The 24,997-nt window shown below is 72.9% G+C and carries 24 protein-coding genes; 15 read left to right on the top strand and 9 right to left on the bottom strand.

What is annotated here, in order from left to right; all coding sequences use genetic code 11:
• The coding region (locus tag E1291_RS23270; protein WP_242614326.1) for an ArnT family glycosyltransferase at nucleotides 1–1,313 on the bottom strand (1,313 nt) is incomplete at its 3' end.
• A gap of 14 nt (nucleotides 1,314–1,327) precedes the next feature.
• On the bottom strand, nucleotides 1,328–3,091 hold the full coding sequence (locus tag E1291_RS44700; protein WP_131740101.1) for a glycosyltransferase family 39 protein: 1,764 nt from the start codon (nucleotides 3,089–3,091) through the stop codon (nucleotides 1,328–1,330).
• Between the two features lie 76 nt (nucleotides 3,092–3,167).
• On the opposite strand from E1291_RS44700, the gene E1291_RS23280 reads away from it, so the two are divergent.
• On the top strand, nucleotides 3,168–3,830 hold the full coding sequence (locus E1291_RS23280; RefSeq protein WP_131740102.1) for a LysR substrate-binding domain-containing protein: 663 nt from the start codon (nucleotides 3,168–3,170) through the stop codon (nucleotides 3,828–3,830).
• On the opposite strand, the gene E1291_RS23285 is transcribed toward E1291_RS23280, so the two are convergent.
• Nucleotides 3,808–4,254 carry a pyridoxamine 5'-phosphate oxidase family protein gene (locus tag E1291_RS23285; RefSeq protein WP_131740103.1) on the bottom strand — a complete coding sequence of 149 codons (447 nt, stop codon included), beginning with the start codon at nucleotides 4,252–4,254 and terminating at the stop codon, nucleotides 3,808–3,810. The two genes, E1291_RS23280 and E1291_RS23285, sit on opposite strands and share 23 nt — an antisense overlap.
• A 234-nt stretch (nucleotides 4,255–4,488) precedes the next feature.
• On the opposite strand from E1291_RS23285, the gene E1291_RS23290 reads away from it, so the two are divergent.
• On the top strand, nucleotides 4,489–5,004 hold the full coding sequence (locus tag E1291_RS23290) for a cyclic nucleotide-binding domain-containing protein (RefSeq protein WP_165495255.1): 516 nt from the start codon (nucleotides 4,489–4,491) through the stop codon (nucleotides 5,002–5,004).
• Between the two features lie 55 nt (nucleotides 5,005–5,059).
• On the opposite strand, the gene E1291_RS42180 is transcribed toward E1291_RS23290, so the two are convergent.
• Nucleotides 5,060–5,434 (bottom strand): SHOCT domain-containing protein, encoded by a 375-nt coding sequence (locus E1291_RS42180; protein WP_165495256.1) that lies wholly within the window; start codon nucleotides 5,432–5,434, stop codon nucleotides 5,060–5,062.
• 231 nt (nucleotides 5,435–5,665) lie between these two features.
• Here E1291_RS42180 and E1291_RS23295 point away from each other — a divergent pair, with 231 nt between their 5' ends.
• Complete coding sequence (locus tag E1291_RS23295) at nucleotides 5,666–9,028, top strand: S8 family peptidase (RefSeq protein WP_165495257.1); 3,363 nt, start codon at nucleotides 5,666–5,668, stop codon at nucleotides 9,026–9,028.
• Between the two features lie 98 nt (nucleotides 9,029–9,126).
• Here E1291_RS23295 and E1291_RS23300 read toward each other — a convergent pair whose 3' ends face one another.
• Both E1291_RS23300 and E1291_RS23305 read right to left on the bottom strand, forming a co-directional pair.
• Nucleotides 9,127–9,495, bottom strand: a complete 369-nt coding sequence (locus tag E1291_RS23300; protein ID WP_131740106.1) for an STAS domain-containing protein — start codon at nucleotides 9,493–9,495, stop codon at nucleotides 9,127–9,129.
• 184 nt (nucleotides 9,496–9,679) lie between these two features.
• Entirely contained in the window at nucleotides 9,680–10,369 is a 690-nt protein-coding gene (locus E1291_RS23305) for a response regulator (RefSeq protein WP_131740107.1), read from the bottom strand.
• A 155-nt stretch (nucleotides 10,370–10,524) separates the two neighbouring features.
• Here E1291_RS23305 and E1291_RS23310 point away from each other — a divergent pair, with 155 nt between their 5' ends.
• The 3 genes from E1291_RS23310 (at nucleotide 10,525) to E1291_RS23320 (ending at nucleotide 13,951) form a co-directional block, all read left to right on the top strand.
• Nucleotides 10,525–12,243, top strand: coding sequence for a sensor histidine kinase (locus tag E1291_RS23310; protein ID WP_131740108.1), 1,719 nt, complete (start codon nucleotides 10,525–10,527; stop codon nucleotides 12,241–12,243).
• Nucleotides 12,244–12,494: 251 nt separating this feature from the next.
• Nucleotides 12,495–12,893, top strand: coding sequence for a universal stress protein (locus E1291_RS23315; RefSeq protein ID WP_131740109.1), 399 nt, complete (start codon nucleotides 12,495–12,497; stop codon nucleotides 12,891–12,893).
• Nucleotides 12,894–13,057: 164 nt separating this feature from the next.
• On the top strand, nucleotides 13,058–13,951 hold the full coding sequence (locus E1291_RS23320; protein ID WP_131740110.1) for a universal stress protein: 894 nt from the start codon (nucleotides 13,058–13,060) through the stop codon (nucleotides 13,949–13,951).
• 12 nt (nucleotides 13,952–13,963) lie between these two features.
• Here the strand turns inward: E1291_RS23320 and E1291_RS23325 are convergent, their stop codons facing one another.
• Nucleotides 13,964–14,533: an Rv1733c family protein gene (locus E1291_RS23325; protein ID WP_131740111.1), complete on the bottom strand. Its 570-nt coding sequence runs from the start codon at nucleotides 14,531–14,533 to the stop codon at nucleotides 13,964–13,966.
• A gap of 93 nt (nucleotides 14,534–14,626) precedes the next feature.
• On the opposite strand from E1291_RS23325, the gene E1291_RS23330 reads away from it, so the two are divergent.
• From E1291_RS23330 to E1291_RS23350, 5 genes are all read left to right on the top strand, one after another.
• Nucleotides 14,627–15,145 carry an NUDIX domain-containing protein gene (locus E1291_RS23330; protein WP_207400891.1) on the top strand — a complete coding sequence of 173 codons (519 nt, stop codon included), beginning with the start codon at nucleotides 14,627–14,629 and terminating at the stop codon, nucleotides 15,143–15,145.
• Nucleotides 15,146–15,203: 58 nt separating this feature from the next.
• The gene (locus E1291_RS43360) at nucleotides 15,204–16,424 is read left to right on the top strand and encodes an RNA polymerase sigma factor (protein ID WP_207400892.1); all 1,221 of its coding nucleotides are present in this window, start codon (nucleotides 15,204–15,206) and stop codon (nucleotides 16,422–16,424) included.
• Nucleotides 16,425–16,584: 160 nt separating this feature from the next.
• Complete coding sequence (locus E1291_RS23340; protein ID WP_131740113.1) at nucleotides 16,585–17,322, top strand: CRISPR-associated endoribonuclease Cas6; 738 nt, start codon at nucleotides 16,585–16,587, stop codon at nucleotides 17,320–17,322.
• Nucleotides 17,323–18,044: 722 nt separating this feature from the next.
• The gene (locus E1291_RS23345) at nucleotides 18,045–18,530 is read left to right on the top strand and encodes a DUF2975 domain-containing protein (RefSeq protein WP_131740114.1); all 486 of its coding nucleotides are present in this window, start codon (nucleotides 18,045–18,047) and stop codon (nucleotides 18,528–18,530) included.
• Nucleotides 18,530–18,784, top strand: a complete 255-nt coding sequence (locus tag E1291_RS23350; RefSeq protein ID WP_131740115.1) for a helix-turn-helix domain-containing protein — start codon at nucleotides 18,530–18,532, stop codon at nucleotides 18,782–18,784. The genes E1291_RS23345 and E1291_RS23350 overlap by 1 nt, the downstream gene beginning before the upstream one ends.
• A 377-nt stretch (nucleotides 18,785–19,161) precedes the next feature.
• Here E1291_RS23350 and E1291_RS23355 read toward each other — a convergent pair whose 3' ends face one another.
• Nucleotides 19,162–19,803, bottom strand: coding sequence for a TetR/AcrR family transcriptional regulator (locus E1291_RS23355; RefSeq protein WP_131740116.1), 642 nt, complete (start codon nucleotides 19,801–19,803; stop codon nucleotides 19,162–19,164).
• Between the two features lie 223 nt (nucleotides 19,804–20,026).
• Here E1291_RS23355 and E1291_RS23360 point away from each other — a divergent pair, with 223 nt between their 5' ends.
• Both E1291_RS23360 and E1291_RS23365 read left to right on the top strand, forming a co-directional pair.
• On the top strand, nucleotides 20,027–20,368 hold the full coding sequence (locus E1291_RS23360) for a putative quinol monooxygenase (RefSeq protein ID WP_165495258.1): 342 nt from the start codon (nucleotides 20,027–20,029) through the stop codon (nucleotides 20,366–20,368).
• A gap of 167 nt (nucleotides 20,369–20,535) precedes the next feature.
• The gene (locus E1291_RS23365) at nucleotides 20,536–21,429 is read left to right on the top strand and encodes an NADP-dependent oxidoreductase (protein ID WP_131740118.1); all 894 of its coding nucleotides are present in this window, start codon (nucleotides 20,536–20,538) and stop codon (nucleotides 21,427–21,429) included.
• A gap of 7 nt (nucleotides 21,430–21,436) precedes the next feature.
• Here the strand turns inward: E1291_RS23365 and E1291_RS23370 are convergent, their stop codons facing one another.
• Nucleotides 21,437–22,510, bottom strand: a complete 1,074-nt coding sequence (locus E1291_RS23370; protein ID WP_207400893.1) for an SAVED domain-containing protein — start codon at nucleotides 22,508–22,510, stop codon at nucleotides 21,437–21,439.
• Between the two features lie 221 nt (nucleotides 22,511–22,731).
• Here E1291_RS23370 and E1291_RS42185 point away from each other — a divergent pair, with 221 nt between their 5' ends.
• On the top strand, nucleotides 22,732–24,345 hold the full coding sequence (locus tag E1291_RS42185) for a Cas10/Cmr2 second palm domain-containing protein (RefSeq protein ID WP_165495259.1): 1,614 nt from the start codon (nucleotides 22,732–22,734) through the stop codon (nucleotides 24,343–24,345).
• Nucleotides 24,342–24,997, top strand: a 656-nt coding sequence (locus tag E1291_RS23375) for an RAMP superfamily CRISPR-associated protein (protein ID WP_207400894.1), incomplete at its 3' end; no start/stop codon positions are given. The genes E1291_RS42185 and E1291_RS23375, both read left to right, overlap by 4 nt.

The following is a 24,997-nucleotide window of genomic DNA, read 5'->3' on the forward strand; positions in this document are numbered from 1 at the left end:
ACCCCGGCCAGGACCGCGCCGCGCAGCACCCGCGCCCCCGCCAGGCCCGCCGCCGCCGCGAGCCCGGCGACGACGACCACCGGGCGGAGCCACGGATACCAGCCGGGCGTGCGGCCCAGCAGCACGAACGCCCACACCGCCGTCACCGCGACCGCCACGGCCAAGATCGCGGCCCCCGCCCGCGTGCGGCGGCGCTCCCACAGCACCGCCGCGCCCGTCCCCACCAGGGCGGCGACGGCCGGGGCCAGCGCCACCGTGTAGTACTCGTGGAAGATCCCGCGCATCAGGCTGAAGGTCACGGCGGTGACCAGCAGCCAGCCGCCCCACAGCGCCAACGCCGCCCGCGCCGGATCGGCGCGCGGCGCCCGCCGCGTCGCCCACGACCCGGCCGCGAGCAGCACGAGCGCGGCGGGCAGCAGCCAGGAGACCTGGCCGCCGATCACAGGCCCGAACATGCGGCCCCACCCCGCGTCCCGGTCGAGGTTCCCCAGGCCGCCGGTCTCCTCGCCGTTGAGACGGCCGAGACCGTTGTAGCCGAAGGCCAGCTCCATGACCGAGTTGTGCTGCGAACCTCCGATGTAGGGACGCGACGAGGCGGGCACCAGCGCGACCACCGCCACCCACCAGCCCGCCGCGACCAGCAGCGCGCCCCCGGCGAGGACGAGCTGCCACAGCCGCCGCCTCACCGGCGTGGGCGCCGTGACCAGGTACACCAGCGCGAACCCCGGCACCACCAGGAACGCCTGGAGCATCTTGGCCAGAAACCCCGTCCCCACGCAGGCCGCCGCGAACACCAGCCAGCGCGTGCTCGCGTCCTCCTGCGCGCGGACCATCCCATAGGCGCCGAGCGTCAACAGCAGCACCAAAAGCGCGTCCGGGTTGTTGAAGCGGAACATCAGCGCCGCCACCGGCGTCAGCGCCAGCGCCGTCCCCGACAGCAGCGCCGCCCAGGCCGGGAACCGGCGCCGCACCGCCGCGTACAGGACGGCGACCGTGGCCACGCCCATCAGCGCCTGCGGGAGGAGGATGCTCCAGGAGTTCACCCCGAACACCCGCGCCGCCAGCGCCATCGGCCACAGCGCGCCGGGGGTCTTGTCGACGGTGATGGCGTTCGCCGCGTCCGAGGACCCGAAGAAGAACGCCTTCCAGCTCGTCGCCCCCGCCTGGACCGCCGCCGAGTAGAACGCGTTCGCCCACCCGGAGGAGCCCAGGCCCCACGCGTACAGCACACCCGTCGCGGCCAGCAGTGTCAGCAGCGCGGACCGCGCCCACGGCGGATCGTCCCGCCCGCCGCGCAGGAGCCTCGTCGGCATCGTGGTCACCCCCATCAACCCAGCCGGTAGAGCTGCGCGCCGGACGAGGAGGAGCCGCCGTACTCGGCGGACGGCACGGCGGTCCCGTTCCGCCGCACCCACTCCGTGGCGGCGGAGTTCCCCCGGTCCGCGCCCATGAGGCCCCCACCGCCGAAGAGGACGTAGCGGAGCTTGCCCTCCCGGACATAGCGCTGGAGCTTGGCGACGGTCATGGCGGGATCGCGGCCGGTGAAGCCCCCCATGGCGATGACGGGCCGTCCGGTCCGCAAGATCATCGAGCCCGCCTCCTGCGCACCGGGCACCGCCACCATCCAGGCGGCCGACCCCTGGTTCCGCTCCAGGTAGGAGATCATCTTCGGGTCCACCATGTCGCCGGGACCGCCGGGACCCCCACCGAGACGCGGCGTCCGGCCGTCCTGGCCCGAGCCCGGGAACCGCCCGCCCCCTGGCGGCGCGCCACCGGGCGGCGGGGAGCCCCGCAGCTCACCCCGCATGCCCGGCGGCACACCGGGACCCAGGAAACGGCCCCCGGGCCCGCCCGCGGGTCCGGCCGCGGACGCGGGTCCGGCCAGCGGATTGCCGCCGCCGGACGACGCGGACGCCGCCGACACCGCGAACGCGCCCGGCCCGGCCAGCCCCGCCGTGACGGCGAGGACGAGGCCCCCGGCCGTGACCGGCAGGCCAGCCCGGCGGCTCAGCCGGCCGGCCGCCAGGATCGCGACGGCCAGGACCGTGGCCGAGGCGACCAGCCAGCGCAGCCACGGGTTCCACGACGGGGTGCGGTCCAGCAGCACGAACGCCCACACCCCGGTGACCGCCACACCGGCGGGCAGGATCCAGGCCCAGGCCGCCGAGCGCCGGTGAGCCTCGAACAGCAGCACGGCGCCCGCACCGGTGAGCGCCGCGATCGCCGGGGCCATCGCGGTGGTGTAGTAGGGGTGGAAGATGCCCTGAGCGAAGCTGAAGACGACATAGTGGACGGCCAGCCAGGTTCCCCACAGCAGCAGCGCGGCGCGTGCGAGGTCGGTCCGAGGCCGTCCGCGCAGCAGCACGAGCCCGGCGACGAAGGCGATCACCGCGAACGGGAGCAGCCAGGAGATCTGGCCGCCGATGACGTCCTCGAACATCCGGCCCGCCCCGGCCTCGCCGCCGAACCCCCCGCCGCGCATGGCGGGTCCCCCGGGCCCGCCCCCGCCCTGGCCGAAGATTCGGCCGAGGCCGTTGTACCCGATGATCAGATCCCAGGCGCTTCCGTCGGTGCTGCCGCCGATGAACGGGCGGTCACCGGACGGGACGGCGTCCACCGCGAGCGCCCACCAGCCCGACGACAGCGCCAGCGCGGCGCCCGCCGCCAGCAGGTGCACGACGCGCCGCACGAGGCCCGCCCGCCCCGCGACCAGGTAGGCGAGGGCGAACGCGGGCACGACCAGGAAGGCCTGGAGCATCTTGGTGTTGAACCCGCAGCCGACCAGGAACGCCGCCAGCACCAGCGGCCGCACCCGCCCGGTCTCCACCGCCCGCTGGCACGCCCACGCGGCCAGCACCAGCAGCAGGACGAGCAGGGTGTCGGGGTTGTTGTCACGGTTGATCGCCACGGTGATCGGCGTCAGCGCCAGCACGACCGCGGCGATCAGCGCCGCCGGGAGGCCGAAGGCCCGGCGGACGGCGGCGTACAGGACCGCGACCGCGGCCACGCCCTCCAGCACCTGGGGCAGCATCAGGCTCCACGTCCCGAACCCCAGGACCCGCGCGAACAGGCCCATCACCCACAGCGACATCGGCGGCTTGTCGACGGTGATGTAGGACCCGGCGTCGAGGGAACCGAAGAAGAACGCCTTCCACCTCTACGCCCCGATGCGCACCGTCGCGCCGGTGCTGGAGACCCTCGGCGCGGTGCGCTGGGAGCCGGGTCCCGCGCGCGACTGGCCCTCGGCGGCGGAGGCGCTGCTGCGCGGGGACGCCGACGTCGGCTTCGGTCGCGTGCACCCGCTGCCCGGCGGCCGTGACGCGGGCCTCGCCCGGCGTCTCGTCCGGCTGGAACCCGTGGACGCCCTGGTCGGCGCGTCGCACCCGCTCGCCGGCGCGGCCGAGGTGCGCCCCGCGGACCTGCGCGGCGGCACCCTGTGGTGCCCGGCGGAGCTGACCCGGCTGGACTTCCTGCGGCGCTTCGCCGACGAGTTCGGGATCACGCGGCGCGAGGACGGCCCCAACCTGGGCCCCGATCACCTCGTCCGGCGCCTGCGCGCCGACCCGGAGTGCTTCACGCTGTTCCCCGCCGACGCGGCGCCCCCCGACCGCCGGGGCCTGCGCTCGATCCCGATCGTCGCGCCGACCCCGCTGTACGCGTGGTCCCTCGCCTGGCGCGAGTCCCGCCGCCACCCCCTCCTGGACGCCCTCCTGGACGGGTTCGCCGAAACGGGCCGCGTGCGCCGCTGGCTGGACCACGACCCAGGCCGCGACTGGCTTCCCGCCCCGGATTCGCCCCGGCCTGTGGTCACCCGGGATCCGGAGCGGTGACCCCTGAAGCGGCCTGCTCGGCGGAAATCCGCCGACCCGAGATCATCTGCGGGTGGATCGTGATGAAGCGGTCGCGGTCTCCGGAGACCCGGCACTCCGGCGTGAGGTCCTTCAGGGCGCGGATCCGCTCGTCGGACAGCGCCGGGCGGGCCCGCCCGACGATGACCACCGACCAGCCGGTGCGGGCGGCCGTATCGAACTCGTCGACCTCGAAGGCGACGACGGCGTCGCTGACGGCGCCCGCGAGCCGGCCGTCGCGGGCCGTCCTGATCACGACGTCCTCGCCGTCGAACACGTAGCCGACGGGCTGCACCGCGGGCAGGGCCCGGTCGGTGAAGACGATCCGTCCGATCGCGGCGTTCGCGAGCAGCGCCCGGCATTCGCTCAGGTCGAGGACCTCGAGCCCGTTGTGGTCTTGACGCATACACCCCAGGCTCGCGGAGCCCGGCCGGACCCGTTAGGGCCCAAGGTCCCGTCCCGCGCGACCCGGCCCGGGGACATGATCGCCGTCGGACCCGCCGGGACGGACGGGGCCCGGCGCCGGGCCGTTGGTCCCTGGCCGGGCGCGAGCACCGGGCGGTCGAATGGCGGAGTAGGCGGCGCCCGCGGTGGCTCCGCGGGCGATCTGCCGTCGCGGCGGGCCGATCGAGGAGAGGTGATGGTGACCGTGCAGTCCACGACCGTGCGGGCCACGATGGACGCGCTCGCGCACGAGACCTTCTTCCGTGGCATGGGCCGGCGCCACCTGGCCCGGCTCGCGTCGGCCGCCGCGCCGGTCGAGGCGTCCGCCGGGACGCGGCTGTTCGCCGGGGGCGCACCGGCCGAGCGGTTCTGGCTGATCCAGGACGGCGTGGTGGCGCTCGACCTGCGCGTGCCCGGCCGCGGCGAGGTCACCGTGGAGACGCTCGGGCCCGGCGCGGTGCTCGGGTTGTCGTGGCTGTTCCCACCGCACCGGTGGCGGCTCGGCGCGGTGGCGCTCCACCCGCTGCGGGCGACCCGCTTCGACGGGCGGCTCGTCCGCACACTGTGCGCCGCCGATCCCGAGCTCGGGTACGAGCTGACCTCCCGGCTCGGCGCGGTGATGCTGGACCGGCTCCAGGCGGCGCGCGCCCGGCCGGCCTGCGTCGGCGTCACCGCCGGGGTCCCACCCACTTTCGGGGCCCCACGCCGGTGAGTCCTCTCGGACGAGCAGGCCGGGACCTGCCGCCCGGCCTTGCCCGGGGAACGCCTCAGCCGACGAGAACGCGGCTCTTGGCCCGCTCGTACTCCTCCTGCGTGAGGTCGCCGTGGTTCTTCAGCTCGGCGAGCTGCGCCAGCTTGCCGGCCTCGTCGGCGGGACGGGCCGCGCCGTACAGCCGGGCCTCGCGCCGCCGCTCCCGGGCCGTCTCCCGCTCGCCCATGGCCTTGCCGCGCGCGATCAGGTAGACGAACACCCCGAGGAACGGCAGGACGAGCACGAAGACCGCCCAGCCCGCCTTGGCCCAGCCGCCCAGGCCGTCGTCGCGGAAGATGTCGCCGATCACACGGAACAGCAACATGATCCACAGAATCCAGAGGAAGAACCACATCATGGTCAGGAACGCGTTGAGCAGTGGATAGTCCATCACCGGCTCCCTTCGCCGCGGCACTCGGCCCGGCGGGAGCCCGCCCTCGCGGCGCGTCCCGGCGGTGCTCGTCCCGCTGTCGGATATCGAGAGCATCCGGCGCCCGATGGGCTCCCGGCATCACCCGCCAGGGGCGAATTCCGTGGTGGGGAGCCGCCGGACGCGGGCGGGAAAGATCACGAGGGCATCGGCGGAGTGTCAAGGACAGCTCTTCTTGCCGAAGGAGTTTCCTTGAGAAGACCCCTCCGCCTGGCGGCGGCCGGCCTGCTGGCCGCCTCCGCCCTCGGCGCGGCGCCCCCAGCCCATGCCGATCCCCCCGGCGGTGACAAGAAGCCCCCGGGGGGTGACGGGAACGGTTCGGCGTTCCGGCTTCCGTCCGGCCGGTCGTGGACCGTCACTCTCGTCACCGGTGACGTGGCCACGGTGCGGACGACCGCCGGGAAGGTCCCCACGGTGTCGGTCGTCCCTGGCCGGGGGCGCCGGAACAAGGCCTTCACGACTTCGATCCGGCCCGACGGCAGCGTCCGGGTCGTCCCGGCGGACGTGGTCGGCCTGGTCGGACGCACCCTGGACCCGGCACTGTTCGATGTCACCGGCTTGATCCGGCAGGGTTATGACGATTCGGGCACCAAGGACGTGCCGCTGATCGTGCAGCGGGACGCGGGTGTGCGGGCGGCTTCGGCCTTGGGCGGGTCGTTGCGCGAGGGTCGGCGGCTGAAGACGCTCGGTGCGGTCGCGGCGCGGCAGCCCAAGCGGGAGGCGTACCGGCTGGGCGGTGCGCTCACTCAGCGCACCGCCACGGGCATCCGCAAGATCTGGCTGGATCGCCGGGTCAGGGCGACCTCGCTCACGGCACCGCTGACGAGGCCGGTCCCCAGGCCGGTCAGGACACCGGAGCTGGACGGCAACCTCACGCAGGTGGGTGCTCCGGAAGCCTGGCGGGACGGGGTCACGGGTCAGGGCGCGAAGGTCGCGGTCCTGGACACCGGCGCCGACGCCACGCACCCCGACCTCGCGGGCCGGATCGCCGAGAGCCAGGACTTCTCCGACTCGGGCTCGACCACCGACAAGTTCGGGCACGGTACCCATGTCGCCGCGACCATCGCGGGCAGCGGTGAGGGGTCGGGCGGTGAGCGCAAGGGCGTGGCGCCGAACGCCTCGCTGCTGGTCGGCAAGGTCCTCGACGACAACGGCGCCGGCACCGACTCCTCGGTCATCGGCGGCATGGAATGGGCGGCTCAGCGCGCCCCCATCGTCAACATAAGCCTGAGCGACGTTGCCCCCTCCGATGGCACCGACCCGCTGTCGAGCGTGCTCGACCGGCTCAGCCAGGAGCGCGGCACGTTGTTCGTGGTGGCCTCGGGCAACAGCGGGTATTCAGGGGGGATCCCCTCTCCTGGTGCGGCGTCGTCCGCGCTCACGGTCGGCGCCGTGAACGGTTCGGACGAGCTGGCGGGCTTCTCCAACCGTGGACCCCGCGCCGGCTTCGTCGCCAAGCCCGAGATCGTCGCGCCCGGCGTGGACATCGTCGCCGCCCGCGCGGCGGGCACCTCGCTGGGCATTCCGGTCGATGCCCGCTACACCTCGCTCAGCGGTACCTCGATGGCCGCGCCGCATGTCGCGGGGGCGGCGGCGCTGCTGGCCCAGCGGCACCCCCGCTGGAAGGCCGCCGAGCTGAAGGCCGCGCTGGTCGGCGCGGTGGACCCGGCCAAGGGCGGCGACGTCTTCGAACGCGGCTCCGGCCGGCTGAACGCGGGCGCCGCCGTCACCGCGCCGGTCGTCTCCGCGCAGAACATCACCAACCTCGGGAGCATCCCGTTCGGTGCCACCGCGCCGCTGAACGGCGAGGTGACCTGGAACGGCCGCGCCGGAGCGGACCTGTCGCTGTCGGTGAAGGCGACCGACCGGGAGGGCCACGACGCCACCTCGGCGGTGCGGCTGTCGGCGTCCACGGTGCGGGTCCCGCAGAACGGCACGGCCAAGGTCGGCGTGCGCGTCGACCCGGCCGCGCTGCCCGGACGCGGGCTCTTCGGCATCGAGCTGGTGGCCGGCGGCGGCGACACGGCTGTGCGGACACCGCTGACCTTTCGCGCCGAACCGCGCATGCACACCCTCACGCTCAAGGCCACGCCGCCACCCGGCACGACGACGTTCGACGCGACGGCCAACGTGGTCAACCTTCAGGACCCCGCGGAGGTGGCGCAGAGCGTCACGCTCGACAACGGGACCGCGACGTTGAAGGTGCCCGAAGGGCGCTACAGCGTGATGGGGAAGGTCGGCACCGATTCCATGTTCGTCCTCGCGGGCGACCCGGAGGTGCTGGTGGACGACGATGTCACGGTGACGCTGGACGCCGCTCGGGCGCACGAGGTCGACGGGAGCGTCGGGGACCGGACCACGCAGACGGACATGGCAAGCGCCGCCTATCTCCAGCAGACCCGGAACGGTTACCTGGGCGACGGTGTCTACACCTGGGGCGCCGGTCAGAAGGTCTTCGTACAGTCCACGAAGAAGGTGTCGGCGGGCGGATTCCAGGCCTTCGCGGGGTTGCGGCTGACCGCGCCGGGCGAGGTGTACGACCTGGTGCGCGAGTTCGGCGACCGGTTCCCCGAGGACCCGGCGTACAGGCTGGCTCCCGCCGACAGGCCGCGACTGGCCCGCGTCGACCAGCGGTTCGCCGCGTTCGACGGGGACCTGACGCGGCGGATGTTCCACAAGCGGTACGGCGATCACAAGTCCGGGTTCTGGCTTTTCGAAGCGCGCAGTGACGTGAGGCCGGGCACCACCCGGACCGACTACCTGTCGACTGGGGAAACCGAGTGGACGGACGAAGCCGGTCCCGGCATGGTCGCGGGGGGAATGGTCGATCAGCTGCCCGTGCGGACGGTGAACCCCGGGAGCCGTGAGTCCTTCACGTGGGGACGGCAGCCGGTCCGGCCCGGGCCGTACTCTCGTCTGCGCAAGTCGCTGAGCGAATGCGCGCCCGCGGCGTCCGAACGCACGCGCGGCTCGGTGTGGGTGCAGCTCGTCCCGTTGCAGACGCGCATCGACGGGTTCGACTGCGGGTTCCTCGGCAACGACCCGATAAAGCACCGGCTGGCGCTGTTCGCCGGCGGCACCAAGGTCGCCGAGCACACGCGGCCCTGGGGCGAGTTCATCGTCCCGGCCGACCGGGGGCGGTACCGGCTGGAGTACGACTCCGACGCGTCGGCGATCCTGCCGGTGTCGACCCGCACGTCCACGGCCTGGACGTTCACCTCACAGGCTCCGCCGGGGCACTCCTCCGAGCGGCTGCCGCTACTGCTGGTGGACTACGATCTCGGCCTGGACCTGCGCAACCAGCCCGTCCCCGGAAAGGAAGCGGTCTTCACCGTCAGCCCCTACACCGGATCCTCCACGGTGAGGTCGTTCCAGCTGTGGACCTCCGCCGACGACGGCGCCACCTGGACCAAGACCGGGACCCGTCCCCTGGGCGGCGCCCGCTTCGCCGCCGTTCTTCCGGCCTCCGGCAACGTCTCGCTGCGCGTCGCCGCGTCCGACGACCGGGGCAGCGGGATCGACCAGCGCATCATCCGCGCCTACAGCGTCCACTGACACGACAGGCGTGAAGCCCGGGAGGCCCCGGCGACGGCCGGGGCCTCCCGGGCCGCGTCACGCTCCGATCCGCCCGCGACCGGGCCGGCTCGTGACGGTCAGCGCGGCGGAGCGGTGACGGCGAGGGGGACGAACTTCGCGTAGAGGCCGGTGAGACGCAGGATCTTCGCCATCTGGGGGCGCACCCCGGTCAGGGTGAGGGAGCCGCCGCGGCGCTCGGCCTGCTCGCCGGTGGAGACGATGGCCGCCACGCCGCGCGCGTCGCAGAAGGTCAGGGCGGAGGCGTCGACCACGACCCGCGCGCCGTGCTCGCGGAACACCCGCCCGAGCGCGACGCGGAACGTCACCGCCGTGGCGATGTCCAGTTCACCGGCGACGTCGATATGAACCGTCCCCCCGGTGACGCGCATGACCGTGGTGACGAGCGGTGGCGGGCCCGTGCTCAGCGTGGCGGCGTGGACGCCCATGACCGGTTCCCTTCGTGACGATGGTCGGCGGTCCCCTCAAGACTCCGTGATCCGTGCGGCCCCTCGTAGGGACGAAGGTCCCGGGTGAGTCCACCAAGGTCCGTCGTCACGGAAATATGGCCCTAGAGTCACCCAGGACCCGGCGGAAACACCGGTCCCGAGGCGCTCGTCCGCCGCGCGCGCCCTAGAAGTCCCGTTGGGCGAGGCCGCCTTTCTCGGACTTCAGCTGGGCGGCGAACGCGGCGGCCTGGGTGCGGCGGCTCATGCCGAGCTTGGCGAAGATGTTGGAGATGTAGTTCTTGACGGTCTTCTCGGCGAGGAAGAGTCGCTCGCCGATCTGCCGGTTGGTGAGGCCCTCGCCGATCAGGTCGAGGATGCGCCGTTCCTGGTCGGTGAGGTCCTTGAGGGGATCCTTGCGCTCCTGGCGGTGGCGGATGCGCTCCAGCATGCGGGCGGTGCTGCGGGGGTCGAGGAGCGACTGGCCGGAGGCGACGGTGCGGACGGCGCCGACGAGGTCGGAGCCGTGGATCTGCTTGAGGACGTACCCGGCGGCGCCCGCCATGACGGCCTGGAAGAGCGCGTCGTCGTCGTCGAAGCTGGTGAGCATGAGGCAGGCCAGGTCCGGCATGGCGGAGCGGACCTCGCGGCACACGGTGATGCCGTCGCCGTCGGGCAGGCGCACGTCCAGGACGGCGACGTCGGGACGGGCCGCGGGGATGCGCGCCAGCGCGTGCTCGGCCGTGCCCGCCTCGCCGACGATCTCGATGTCGTCCTCGGCGGACAGCAGGGCCGCGACGCCCCGGCGGACGACCTCGTGATCGTCCAGCAGGAACACCCGGATGGCGGTTCCGTCTCGCCGATCGTCCGTCGTCATGGCCTCGTCCTTCGTCAGGGTGCCCGGTCGAGTGCCCGGTCGTGCGCCCGGTCGCTCGATCCCCGCTCCCGACCGTACCCCGGGCGGCGCGGCCGACCAAGATCGGCCGTCCGGACGGTGATCGCGGGACCCCGCGGCCGGGAATACTGACGGTCATGTCGCAGCATTCAGGCCCCGGTGGGGAACCCGCGCGGCCGATCCTTCCCCAGTTGCGGCTCGACGACCTGCTCACCGAGCTGCAGGCCCGGCTGGAGACCGCGCGCGCCACCCGCGACCGGGTGCACGCGCTCCTGGAGGCCGTCGTCTCGATCGGCAGTGACCTCGACCTGGAGACGGTGCTGCGCCGGATCATCCGCGCGGCCACGACCCTGGTCGACGCCCGCTACGGGGCGCTGGGGGTGATCGGCGAGGAGGGTGAGCGGCTCGTGGAGTTCATCACCACGGGCGTCACCGAGGAGGAGATCGAGGAGATCGGGCACTGGCCGCACGGCCACGGCATCCTCGGCCTGCTGATCAAGAACCCCCGGCCGCTGCGGCTGCCGGACCTGTCCGGGCACCCCGAGTCCTACGGCTTCCCGCCGGGGCACCCGCCGATGCGCACGTTCCTGGGCGTCCCGATCCGGATCCGCGACGAGGTGTTCGGCAACCTCTACCTCACCGAGAAGGCCGGCGGCGAGCTGTTCGAGGAGGAGGACGAGGTGGTGGTCACCGCGCTGGCCACGGCCGCGGGCGTCGCGATCGAGAACGCGCGGCTGTACGAGGAGACCCGGCGCCGCGAGCGGTGGCTGCAGGCGTCGGCGGAGATCTCCACCGCGCTGCTGTCGGGCACCGACCCGCACCGGGTGACCGCGCTGGTCGCCGAGCGGGCCCGCCAGATCGCCGGCGCGGACCTGGCGGCCGTGGCGCTGGCCGACCCCGCCGAGGGGGTGTTCTCGGTGGAGGCGGCCGACGGCGTGGAGGCCGGCCGGCTGCGCGGGACGCGGATCGCCCTGGAGGGCTCGGTCGCGGGCAGGGTCTTCGGCGAAGGCGCCGCCGCGCGGATGGAGGACGGCCGGGAGGCCGCCGCCGAGGCGGGCCTGCCGGACCAGGTGAAGGTGGGGCCGCTGCTGGTGGTGCCGCTGGGGGTGGGGAACTCGGCGCGGGGCGTCATCGCCGTCGTGAACCCGCCGGGCGGCGCGGTGTTCTCCGAGGGGAACCGGCGGCTGCTGGAGGCGTTCGCGGGGCAGGCGGCGGTGGCCCTGGAGCTGGCCGACCGGCGCCGCGACGCCGAGCGGCTGGCGCTGCTGGAGGACCGCGACCGCATCGCCCGCGACCTGCACGACACCGTGATCCAGCGGCTGTTCGCCACCGCCATGACGCTGATGAGCGCCATCAAGATCACGCGGCGGCCGGACGTCGCGAGCCGCGTCCAGGGGGCGGTCGACGACCTCGACGAGACCATCCGGCAGATCCGCTCCTCGATCTTCGCGCTGCAGGCGGCGGGCGAGGAGGAGTCGCTGCGCGCCCGCGTGCACGCCCTGGTGGACGGCGCCGCGCAGGGCCTGGGCTTCGCGCCGTCCGTCCGGCTGGACGGCCTGCTGGACACGGCCGTGGACGACGCCACGGGCGAGCACCTGCTCGCGGTCGTCCGGGAGGCCCTGTCCAACACCGCCCGGCACGCCCGCGCCACCGAGGTCACCGTGGTGATCGACGTCGGCGACGACCTCACCCTGCGCGTGGAGGACGACGGCGTCGGCATCCCCGAGGGCGGCCGGCGCAGCGGCCTGCGCAACCTGCGGGAGCGGGCGGAGGAACTGGGCGGCTCCTTCACCACGCGGCCCCGCCAGGGCGGCGGCACCGTCCTGCTCTGGAGGGTCCCGCCGGCGCGCGGCTGAGGCTCGCCCGTCACCGGGACGGAGGTCCCCCGCGGCGGGGGCCAACGGACCTGCCGCCGTCCGGGCGCGGAGCATTGACTGATCCCTGACAACGGCCGCGCCGGGTGACGGTCGGCAGGGGGTGCGGGACGTTCGTCCCGGCATGGCGGACGTCCGGCCCTGGGACGGCGGCGGTCGGCGGGGGAGTCTCAAGACCAGAGGAAGCCCCCCCGGAGACGGCCCGCCGTCTCCGCCGCGACTGGAGAAGATCGATGCACCCCTGCCTGCTGCTCGTCGTGGACGACTCCGACGCCGCGCTCGCCGCCGCCCGGTACGCCATGGCGCTGGCCCATCGCCTCGACGCCGGCGTCCGCGCGGTCGGCGTTCCCCAGGACGGACCGTCCGACGACCGCGACGGCGTCCGCGGGCCCTGCTCGGCGGGCGCGTTCCCCGCCCTCGGCCACGTCAGGCGTCTCGCCCATCTTGAGGAGATCAAGCTGGAGACCGTGGAGATCTTCGGCGAGACCGCCCCCCGCGTCCTGGCCGAGGCCGAGCACGCCCGGCCCTCGATGATCATCGTCGGCCGCGCCCCCGGCGGCGTCGCCCCGTGGGCCGCCCGCGTCCTGAAGGAGGCGCGGCGGCCCGTCCTGGTCGTCCCCGCCGAGCACTGACCGGGAGAGCCGCGCCCGCGGAGGCTCGGCCGCCGCCCGCCGCAGGTCAGGGCCGAGTGACCCGCCGCCTGAGGACCTAAGCCCCATCCAGAGGACAGCGTCGTCATACACAGACTGGAATCGGGTAAGCGGTTCGCCTGGGGGAGGGCAGACCTGTGAATGAGATGGCATCGGACCCACTGCCGAACGTCCTCTTCGGCTATGACGGCACCGAGAACAACGACCTGGCGCTGCAATGGGCCGTCGAGGAGGCGGCGCTGCGCGGCCTGGACCTGCTGCTCGCCCACTCCGCGTACTGGCCCTACCCGGACGGGCAAGCGGACCCGACCATCGGGAACGTGCTCGAACGGGTGGGCCGCAACATCCTCGCGCAGGGGGCGCGCCGCGCTCGTGAACTGGGCGCCACGGGCGGGATCCACAAGCGCCTGATGAGCGGTCCCGTGGCCGAGGGGCTGCTCCACGAATCGGACACCGCCGAGGTCATCGTCGTGGGCTCGCACGAGCGCCACTACGTCCCGGTGGGGTCCACCGCCCTTCAGCTCCCGGCCCGGACCCACCGCCCGGTGTTCGTCGTCCGGCGCGCCGCCGCCGTCCCGAAGATCGTCGTGGGCGTGGACGGGTCCGCGGGAGGCGCCGCCGCACTCGGCTTCGCCTTCGAGGAGGCGCGCCTGCGCGACTGGAGCCTCCGCATCCTGTACGCGTGCTGGGAGCCGGGGGTGGCGGCGGAGCCGGACCTGGAACTGTTCACCGACAGGCCCCGCCTCGAACGCGTGAAGAGGGACTTCCTGGAACGCCTCGTCGCGCCGTGGTACGACCGGTTCCCCGCCGTCGACGTCGAGGCCGCGCTGTCGCTGGACCGCCCCCGCGAAGCGCTCCTGGAGGCCACGGAGGAGGCCGGCCTCCTGGTGGTGGGCGACCGCGGCGTGGGCGGCCTCGACCCGCTGCTGCTCGGCGCGACCAGCAGCGTGATGCTCCACCACGCCCGGTGCACGGTCGCGGTGGTCCCGCGTGACGCGAGGCCGGAGCCTCCGGGGACGCGGCGAGGGTCCGGCTCGTAGGCCGCCCGCGCGTCAGTGCCCGATCCGCCCGCGGTCGAACTCCTCCCATTCGGCGTCCCACCGCTCATGGCGCCGCCGGTCACAGCGCCGCCGCACCAGGAGGTAGGCGCCCAGCGGCGGCGCGCCCAGCGGCATCGCCGTCCCGGCGCCGGCCGTCACGGTGTCGCCGATCGTGCGGGAGTGGGGCCGGGGCGCCCGGTCGGACGGCCCGCCGGGCCCCACCCAGATCTTGGGGTGCTCGCCTATCCCGGGCGCCCGCCAGGTGGTGTAGGTCCCCGTCCGGTGGACCGCGCGCGGCTCGTCCCAGGTGACGGTGATCTCGTTGCGCGCCTTCCAGGCCGTGGCCTTGACGACCGTCGCGTCGACGCGGTGACGATGGGCCGCCTCGGCGCGTTCGGCGCGGGTCCCCGAGGCGTACGCCGAACGTCCCGCGTGCAGGGACAGCGGCGGCACGGTCACCAGGGCGGCCACGAGCAGGAGCAGCCCGGTGAGCCACTGAACCCGGTCGACCTCACGCCGCAGGTCGTTGCGGTCGAAGCCGTACCGGCGGCGCCAACGCGTCACCGGACCCGTGCGCTTCATGTCCCTCCTTAGCCCGTCACCACCGGGCGGACGAGACTTTGGGTACCACCGGAGCCGAACGGCCCCGGCCCCCGACCACGATTGTGAGTGCCCGTGACCTGGCTGCCCCCGGAGGAGTACATCCGGACGCTACCGAACGCCACCATGTACGCGGCCCTGTACTTCACCGACACCGACGGCGACCCCCTGGCGCTGCGCTCCGCGTACAGCGTGGAGACCTGGCAGTTTCCGGGCGGAAACGTCGAACACGGAGACCCCACCCCGTTCGCCACGGCCGTGCGGGAATGCCGGGAGGAGACCGGCATCGACGTCGTCCGGCCCCCGCGCCTCCTCCTCACCCACTACATCCCGCCGCGCCCCGCGTGGCCCTGCGCGAAGATCGGCTTCATCTTCGACGGCGGAGCGCTCACCGCCGCCGAGCTCGACGGGATCGTCCTGGACCCGTCCGAGCACACCGGCTGGCTGGTGCGGCCGCTCAGCGTTTGGAGGACGGTGATGAGCCCCCGCCTTTTCGCCCGGGTCACCGCCCTCCACGAGGCCCGCGTCAGCGGATCCGCGGGCTTCCTGTGCGACCCGCCCCCGGACGCGCCCGGAACGGCGGGTGAGATGTAACAGGACGCCGCTCTCCGGACAAGAAGAGCAAACGGCACGGAGAGCGGGAGGCCCCTGCATGCAAGAGGAAAAGCCGGTCGTGGACGCGGATCCGGTGGACGTCATCGCGATCGGCCGTGATCCGGTGGCGCTGGAGCTGGGCATCGCCCGGAACATGGTGGCCGCCGAGTGGCGGCGCCATGCCGGCGAGCTCGACAAGGCGCGGCGGGCAGGAGGTCATCGCCATCTGGACGGTGACGACATCCTTCGGCTGGAGGAGCAGATCGACGCCCAGCGAGTGGCGCGGGGCCTGCACGCGACGCTGTCCGTGCTGCCCGAGCGGCTACGTGGCGTCATCGAGCTGGTCGATCTGGACGGTCTGCCCCTGGCCGAGGCCGCCGCGGTGCTGGGCGTCCGCGAGGGCACCGCCCGGGTCCGGCTGCACCGGGCCCGTAAACGGCTGAAGGCCGAGTTCCCGTCCGTCCAGGCGGCACCCGCGTGGTCCACCGCGCGTTCGACGGTCCCTCTGGCGAAAGGAGCCTCCCTCATGAGCGGCATCTCCACCGACGACGCCCCCCTCGCGGGCTATCAGGAGCGGCGGCTGGCCGAGCTGACCGCGGCGGTCGCCGCCAGGGCGGAGCGGGGCGCCCGCGCACCGGCGGTTCAGCGGTCGCGCCGGCCGGGGGCGGCTCACCGGCGGTCGGTGTGGGCCGTCGCGGCGGTGGCGTCCGCGGCGTCCGCGGCCGTCGTCGCGATGCTGGCCTGGACGGGGAGCGCGCAGCCCGCCTACGCGGTGACCCGGGATCCGTCCGGCCTGGTCACGGTCCGGGTCGGCCAGAAGACCCTGGACTCGCGCGATGCCGACGCGCTCTCGCGTGAGCTGCGCTCGCTGGACGTGCCGGCCGTCGTGTACTCCGTCCCCGAGTACACGGTATGCCCGCAGCCCCATGCCAGGACGGTCGAGCTCCCGCCGAACGTGTACTCCATGCCGGACGGCCTCTACACCGTGCCGAGCGACCTGCCGCGGCCGGGCGGCGGCTGGAAGATGACGATCAACCCGGGCCACTTCAAACCCGGCCAGTTCATGGTCTGGACGCTGAGCACCTCCGGCGTCTACGAACAGGACGGCCGGCGCACCGGCACCGCGACCAGCGTCGGCACCTATCTGGTCAGCGGCCGGGTCATCCCGTGCCGCTACCGCCCGGCACCGCCGGTACCCGCTCCCAAGGCGGCCGGTGAGGACGGCCCGATGTCCGTCACCGACACCGGCGGTCGTGTCTCCTTTGCCGACTCGCCCTGACGGATTCCCAACGCGGCCGCAGGCTGTGCGAGAACGGCACCCATCCGGATCCGGATGGGCGCCGTCGTCCAAGCGGACGCACGCTCGTGGACGTGCCCGGCGAGGGTCGTCCATCTGTATCTCCCGTAGGCCATCCGGCGTCGGAGGAAGACGGGGTTCGATGCGTTTGCGGTTGACGTTCCATACGGGGGCCCATGAACTGGCCTGGGACGAGGTGCTGGCTCCTGGGCGGGCCCTGTCGTACGCGCTGTTGCGGCGGGGAGCGCCTCAACTGGGGGAGGCCCTCCACAAGGACGGTTGGGGTCCGCACAAGCTGGCCCCGTTCGGGTACGGCGCGCCGGTCTTCCCGGCGGCTCGGCGGCGCCGGGGCGTGTACGCCGCCGAGGGGCCCGGGATCGTGGAGTTCGGGAGCCCGCTCCACGCGGTGGTCGAGGGCTGGGCCGCGGCGCTGGCGTCGATACCGGTGCTGGCGTGGGGCGCGACCGCGTTCATCGTCGACAGGATCGAGCCGGTGTGGGCACCGGCGTTCAAGGCGGGTAAGGCCGTCTTCCGCACGGAGACGCCGGTGGTGATGAAGGGGTCGGGACGTGACGAGTCCGGCGCCCGCGCCCGCCGGCAGGCGTGGTGCTTCCCCGGCGAGCCCGAGTGGGACACCTACGTGCAGAGCAACCTGCGTCGCAAGGCGACGGCCCTCGGCCTGGACCCGGACGTCACCTTGGAACGCGTCGGATGGGTGGGGCCGAAGCGCTCCTTCGCCGTGGGGAGCAGCGGGGGAGGAAAGAAGCCGGGGGCCTGCGTCGAAGTCGCCGTTTCCGGCGCGCCGGAAACGCTCTCGGCCCTGCACTCGTGGGGTCTGGGCCAGGCCAACAGCACGGGCATGGGCTGGATCAGTGCTTGACGCCGCACGGGGCCGACTGGGGTGTCTCACTCCTGCGGAGATGCGCATCGCGGGCACGGCGCCCGTCCGCGCATGCCTTCCTGAAGGCTTATGACCTCACCCGCGCCGAGGCATCCCGGGCACAGACCAGTCCCGGCGACGGCGACGTGCTGGCCGACCGGCGAACGATGCCCGCTCAGATTGGGCGGCTCGCCTTCCTGCGCCTGACCGCCCTCGTTGCCGGTCCCCTCGCAGTACCAGCAATTGACCTCGATCCAACGCGCTCCGCGTCCGACCATCACCAACCGCCGGGTACCGCCGCACTTCGCGCAGGCCGGGCCGTCCCAATCGCGCATCAGACCAGCCCCGATCCGTCGCAGGCAGTGCATTTCACCCGGACCCGCTCCACGCGGGCCGCGTAGTACCCACACTCGCCGCCACATGCTCCGCACGTGCGGGGACGACGGCCTCGACCCCTGACCACGAGCCGACGATAAAACTCCGGACCGGACGCTGCCATAACCAAGCGGTGATTCGCCGCTACCCCGACCGCCGGGCCAACTGCTGCCACCGGAGCGGAACAGCGCGATCGCCCCCGCTGGCCTGTGGGGTGGAGCGTGGCCCCGACGGTGCGCCGGGGCCACGGGCCGGGCGGTGGCCGCGCCCGGTGCCCGGGGGCGAGCCTTGCTCGGTCTATCGAAATTCGATAGATTGCCATCGTAACTCGATAGAAAGGGTGAGCCATGGGAACGCTGGCGGTGCGCGCGCTGCGCGCTGTGCTCGCGGTGCTGCTCACCGGCACCGTGTTCGTTCAGACACTGATGGTGTGGGCGTTGGCCACCGACCCGGAGGACGGGTCGCTTCCGCTGACCCCGCTGCGCGTGATCACGATCCTGGGCATCGGGACGATCCAGGTGTCCCTGGTCTGCGTATGGCGGCTGGTGGCGATGGTGCGACGGGGAACCGTGTTCTCCCACGCCGCCTTCCGGTACGTGGACGTCATCATCGGCGCGATCGTGGCCGCCGCCCTCGTGTGGTTCGCGGTCACGGGCATCAACGCGCCGGACCAGCGGGACGACCCGGGCGTCACCGTCATCATGGGCGGAATCGGCGTGGCCATCCTGGGGGGCGCGCTCCTGGTGCTGGTGCTGCGGATGCTGCTCGCCCAGGCCGTCGCCCGCGATGTCGAAGCAACGGAGATGCGGGCCGAGCTGGACGAGGTGATCTGATGCCGATCGCCGTCGACATCGACGTGATGCTGGCCAAGCGGAAGATGTCCGTGGGCGAGCTCGCGGACCGCGTGGGGATCACGCCCGCCAACCTGGCGGTGCTCAAGAACGGCCGCGCCAAGGCCGTGCGCTTCACGACCCTGGCGGCACTCTGCGAGGTGCTCCAGTGCCAGCCGGGCGACCTGCTGCGCTGGGAGGCCGAGGACGCCCTGCGGGCGGATGACGTGCCCCAGGGTGGGCGTAAGAACGCCTGACGTCACCGGCCCGACTGTGGGGGCGTCTCTCGATCGAGGTGACGGCCGTGCCAGGTCAACGGGGCCATGACCTCTCGGCATTATCGAGGCTCAGCCGCTCTACGAGCTGCTGAACCTCGGTGATCCTCATGTCAGCCGGCAGGGTGGAAGTCGTACGGCAGTTCGTCGTAGACGTAGTACACGCAGTCGGTGCCATGGGCGCATTGGCCCCAGTGGACGGCCTTGCTCGGGTCGGACGCCGGGCGTTCCGGGGGTGGCGACGAGGGTGGTGCGGGCCCCGCCCCGGATTCTGGGGCGGCGGACGTGGGTGATGTGGTCCGGCGGTTCCGGGTGCGAGGCGGGGCTGCCGTCGATTCAGCTGGACCGGCCGGGAGCGTTCAGTGGCCGGTGGCAGTCTGAGCGGCCGCCGTCTTATCTGGAGGGACGGTCTCTCGTGCGCGTTGAGAGGGGACGGCGACCTCCCAGGCGGCCTCGATCATTTGGAAGATCTCGTCGACCGCGGCCTCCGGGTCGTCCGCCTCCCGGGCCAGTGAATAGGCGTCGATCGCGAACCTCGCGATCGTCCGGGAGGCCGTTGAGGTCGGTGGCAGGTCGAGGTCGGCGGCGATGGCCGTCGCCAGCGACTCCGCATGGCGCAGCCTCATCGACTCCTCGTACTCCCGCAGGGCGGCGGATTCGACGATCATGCGCCAGATCGGGCCGGCGTCGTCCCCCGTGCAATGGCGCACCAGAGCGTGGATCTCGCGACGCAATGCCGGGATGAGCGGCTCGTGCGGGGCCCGGTCGGTGACCGCCTGCGTGAGGCGCTGCTCGAAGTCTTCGTCCTGCTCGAACACCAGGGCCTCTTTCGAGGCGAAGTGGGAGAAGAGCGTGGTGACGGCCACGTCGGCTTCGGCGGCCACGTCACGGATGCCCACCGCGTCGTATCCGCGTTCCAGGAAGAGCCGCAGGGCGGAATCGGCGATCTTCTGGCGGGTCGCGGCCTTCTTGCGCTCACGGCGTCCGGGTGGCACGGTCATCCGATGATGCTATCAGATACAAATACAGATCAATTCTTAAAAGCTAACTGTTAGCTTTTTTCTCTCTGGCGTCCCGCGACCGCGACCTGCACACTTGCATCGTTCCAGAGTTCGGCATGCGGCGACGATGTGGTCGCCCGGCAGGCCCTGCATCGCGGAGTGGCAATGCCCTCGCCGATGCTCGGCGCATCAGCCATGCCCCAGGCGACCAGGAGGAGCCCCTTTGTCGGAGATCGTCGTCATTGCCCGCATGCAGGCCAAGCAGGGGCGCGGCACCGAGTTGCTCGCGCTGTTCTCCGAACTGGTCCCCGAGGTGCTGCGCGGCGAACCCGGGACGTTGCGCTACGCCTTCTATGTCGAGCCGGGCTCCGACCCGTTGCGGGTAACGGTGATCGAGAAGTACGCCTCGCGCGCCGCGCTCGAAGCACATGGCGCGGGCACGCTGTCCACGTACCTTCCACGGCTGATCGACCTGATCGACGGCGCCCCCGAAACCGTCGAGCTGCACCCGGCCGCGCTGGAGGTCTCCGTCGGCCGGGCCGAGGCCGCCAGGCTGAGCATCTAGGACGGTCGCGACGGCACCCGGTGCCGTGGGCGGTCCACGACCGTGCCGCCCACGGTCCCACCTCGGACGATGCGCGCCGGGTGCCGAGGCCAACGCCTTCATAAGACTACCAGGTGCAAAAATGAAGCCGTTGGTAAACACTATCGGTTAGTGTTACGTTCGGTGTCATGAAGAGAGTGAGCTTCGCCGAGTTCGGCGGTCCGGACGTCCTGCGACTCCTGGACGCCGAGGAGCCTCACGCGGGCCCAGGTCAGGTGCGCGTCGCCGTGCGCGCGGCGGGTGTGAACCCCGTCGACTGGAGGATCCGCGAAGGGCAGTCCCTTGCGGCCCATCCGATCGAGATGCCCTCCGGAGTCGGGCTGGACGCCTCAGGAGTGGTGGACGAGGTCGGCGAGGGCGTCGAAGGCATCGAGATCGGTGACCGCGTGTTCGGCGAAGGATCGAGCACCTATGCCGAGTTCGCCGTGCTGTCGGCCTGGGCCCGCATGCCCGAGGGGCTGACGTTCGAAGAGGCGGCCGGGTACCCCTCCGTTTTGGAGACCGCGCTGCGCGTCATCCACCAGGTGGGCGTGCGGCCCGGGGAGACGCTGCTGGTCAGTGGCGCGTCCGGGGGAGTGGGATCGGCGGTGCTGCAGATCGCCCGCGACCGGGGCATCGCGGTGATCGGCACGGCCGGGGCCACGAACCAGGACTATCTGCGCGGCCTGGGCGCCGTCGCCACGACGTACGGCGAGGGCTGGGTCGAGCGGGTGCGGCGGCTCGGCGAGGTCGACGCGGCTCTCGACCTGGCCGGGGCGGGTGTGATCGGCGAGCTCGTCGAGCTGACCGGCGACCCGCGGAGGGTGGTCTCCATCGCCGATCTCGATGCGCCGAAGCTCGGTGTCCGGTTCTCCGGCGTCGCCGGAAGCGTGCCGGACGCGCTCGCCGAGGCCGTCCGCCTCATCTCGCTGGGAAGGCTCCACATTCCGGTCGAGAAGTCGTACACGCTGGCCGAGGCCGCGGCGGCGCACATCGACAGCCACGCCGGTCACACGCGCGGACGCCGGGTCATGGTCGTCTGAGTGGTTCCTACCTGCCCGCGTCTTCGGCGGGGAAGGGCTCGTAGTCGCTGGACGTGTTGTCGAAGGTGAAGGCCGTCCAGCGGTCCGGCTGGATGTGCGCCAGGCGTGCGCCCAAGGCGACCGCAATGGCCACGGGGCCGGTGAGGAAGACGGCGTGACGGCCTGTGCGGGCTGCCGGTTGTAGTGGGGCCTGACGCCATGTGCGGCATATCTGCTCGACGATGGCGGTGTAGGTCGAAGCGTCCTCCTCCAACGGGCCCGCGGCCGTCCGGTGCAGGAGAAGCAGGTTGCCGATCCCGTGCCTGCGGCAGGTCTCCTGGACGGGGTGCAGGAAGTCGTGGCCGAGGTTCTGCAGGTCGACGGCGAGTGCGGCGCGCGAGGGGTCTCCGCCATCGAAGATCTCGACCGGTTCCGCCGTGAGCGGTTCGGTGGTGAGCGGGTTCTCACGCAGGCTGACGGCGGGAAAATAGGCGGGGTCGCCGTCCCGCTGCCGCATCGCGTGCAGGACGATCTCGCGCGGATGGGTGTGCCCGATCCGGGCGCCGAGCCGGAACCCGGCGGGCAGCGGCATGGTCGGGACGAGGTTGACGCGGGTCGCGCCGTGGACGAGGCGTTCGGCTATCTGCGCCGCCGCGATCGTCTCGTCGGCGAGGGCGTCGATGCCTTCCTTCGGCCACGGGTGCGCGGCGGGCAGGGCGAGGCGGGTCTTCACCGTGATGGCGTACTTCTGGCTGTACTCGACGGCCTTGTCCTCCAGCAGTTCCGCTCGCCGCGCGCCCCGCGCGGGGTCCGCCGCCGTCACGACGAGGCCGATCTGGGTCTTGGCGGCCGTGCGGAGGCGGAGCCGGGCACCGACCGCCATGAACGCGAGCCCGCAGAGGCACCCGAGGAACAGCCACCAGCGTCCCGCCGGTTCGCCGGTCAGCACCGACTTGGCGGCCTCGATGCCGAACCCGCCCGCGAGGACGCCGCCGACCCCGCTCCAGGCCGCGCCGTCCGCGATCACGCGGCGGGCCGCCGACGGCGTGGCGGACGGTCCGCCGACGACGGTCATCGCCGGTGTGTTCAAGGTGTCGGTCACTGCCGGCCTCTCTCTTCCGTCGTCGCTGACCACAACGTACTGATGGACGGCCGCCGCGAACCGGCACGCTCGTCTCACCCGGCGGCGGAGGCCGGGCCGGAGCCGGTCAAAGGCGGACGCGGCGTTCAGCGGATCTTCGGCTCTGCACGCGCCTAGGGTGCGTCTCCACGACTTCGTCCATCTGTCCTTGGCGCGGTGCGGTGGACGCGAAGGGGGACGGGGTGGAAGTGCACGCGGTCGTGCTGAGCACGGCGGGCAATCAGAACTACGTTTTCGGTTCGAACAAGCGGCGCGAGAACGTGGGCGCGTCGCATCTGATCACCCGTGTCGAGGGGGAGTGGCTCGACAGGGCTCTGGCGGAGGTCGCAGCGCCGGGGCGGGGCGGCCGCCGGTGGCGCGTCGAGGACGACGGCATCGAGGTGGTCACCGCGAACGCGGGCGGTGTGACGCTGCTCGTCGGGGACAGGGAGATCGGCAGGCGGGTCGTCGGCGTCATCACGGAGGCGGCGCTGCGGGAGGCGCCGGGGCTGGACGTGTGCGGCGCGGTCGGGGGGCCGGTCCGCTGGGGCGGCGCGAAGGAGGTCGCCGAGGGCATCGCCGACGCGCGCGAACTGCTCGTGGAGGCGAGGGCCAAGCGGCGCGGGCCGAGGCTGCGTTTCCCGGGGGTGCCGCTCGCGGCGCGGTGCGGGTCGAGCGGCCTGCCCGCGCACCGTGTCGTCGAGTTCCCCGCGGAGCGGGCGCCGGAGGCGCGTTCGGCGCCGAGCGTGGCGAAGCTGGACGCCTTCGACCCCGCTCTTCGGCGGCTCGCGGTCACGATGGGCCTCGGTGACGACGCGGGGACGGCGGCGACGGAGAAGCTCGTCCGGGTCGTCGACCACCTGAACGACAAGGCGGAGTGGGTCGCGGTCGTCCACGCCGACGGCAACGGCCTGGGGAAGGTCTTCCAGGAGTTCTCGTCCGTCAACGGCGACTCCTCGATCAGGAGCGCGGACCAGTTCACCGAGCGCCTGCGCGGTCTGTCCGAGGGCGTGGACGAGTGCGCACGGCTGGCGTTCCGGTCGGCGTGCGGCCGGTTGCGCGAGGCCGGATGGTCGGCGAAGACGCCCGTGCCGCCGATCCTTCCGCTCATTCTCGGCGGGGACGACCTCACCGTGGTCTGCGACGGTGAGCTGGCCCTGCCGTTCGCCCGCCATTATCTGGAGGAGTTCACGCGGCTCGCCAATGCCTGCGGCGCGGTCGGCGGCGTCCTGAAAGAGGTGGACGGGCTGCGCGGGCTCGGCGCTTGTGCGGGGGTCGCCATCGTGAAACGGGCCTATCCGTTCCACAGCGCCGTCCACCTCGCCGATGAACTGACCGGTGAGGCGAAGCTGGTGAAGAAGAAACTGGGGCAGGACAAGAGCGCTCTGGCCTTTCACGTCCTCTTCGAAAGCGCCTTCGCCGATCTGGGCCGGCTGCGCGAGCAGCAGACCCTCGCCGACGAGGGCACCTGCCTGACCGGCCAGCCCTACGTCGTCGGGGACGCGGGGGACGCCCCGTGGGCGCGGTACCGGCACTGGGACGACCTGGAGAGACGTGTCGCGGCGCTGACCGAAAGGCGGGACGGGACGCTCGTCATCTCCGCGAGCCAGGCGCACGAACTGCGGTCGGCCCTTTTCAGGGGCCACAAGGCCGCCGACGCTCGGCTGGCGATGGCGTCGACATGGCTCGGAGAGGAAGCGGTCAGGGGACTGACCGACGACGGTTCGCTGTTCTGGCGGGACGACGCCGTCCGCCGAAGCGGCCTTCTGGACGCCATGAACGCCGCTCCTTTCCTGCGGTCGGGGGAACGCGCATGAGCCACACCGTCTCCCTGACCCTGCGCATGCTGAGCGACTGGCACATCGGTGCCGGGACCGGCCGGCACGGGCATCTCAGCCGGCAGGTGCTGCGCGACGAGGACCGGCTCCCGTTCGTCCCGGCCAAGTCCCTCAACGGCGTCCTGCGGGACGCCTGCGAGATCGCCGCCCGCGCCCTCGACGCCGGTACCGGCGGAAGGCCGGTCTGGCATGAATGGGTGGACTACCTGTTCGGGCACCAGGCGGCCTCCCGCCCCGCCGCCGCGGACGCCGTGCCGGCGCACCTCGCGCGGCATCCGCGTCCCGCCGCGTTCCTCTATCTCGGCCCGCTCCGGATGCCGGGCGATCTCGGTCCCGCCATCGCCCGGAACCGGCGGCTCGCGGACGCGGTGACGTTCGTCAAACCGGGCGTCGCGCACGACCCGGAGACCGGTGCCGCGCGGGAGGACATGCTGCGATTCGACGAGATGGCGCGCGGCGGCGTGATCCTCGAAGGGGCCGCGGAACTGCCCGGCGGCCTCTCCGAGGCGCAGCTGGGCTGCGCGCGCGCCCTGCTCTGGGCGGGCGCGCGGCTCGTGGAGGGCATCGGTGCGAACCGGCGCCGCGGGTCCGGGCGCTGCCGGCTCGACCTCGGCGGCGCGGGGCTGCCGCC

This window comes from Actinomadura roseirufa, assembly GCF_900659635.1.
In the GTDB taxonomy this organism is placed as follows: Bacteria; Actinomycetota; Actinomycetes; order Streptosporangiales; family Streptosporangiaceae; genus Spirillospora; species Spirillospora roseirufa.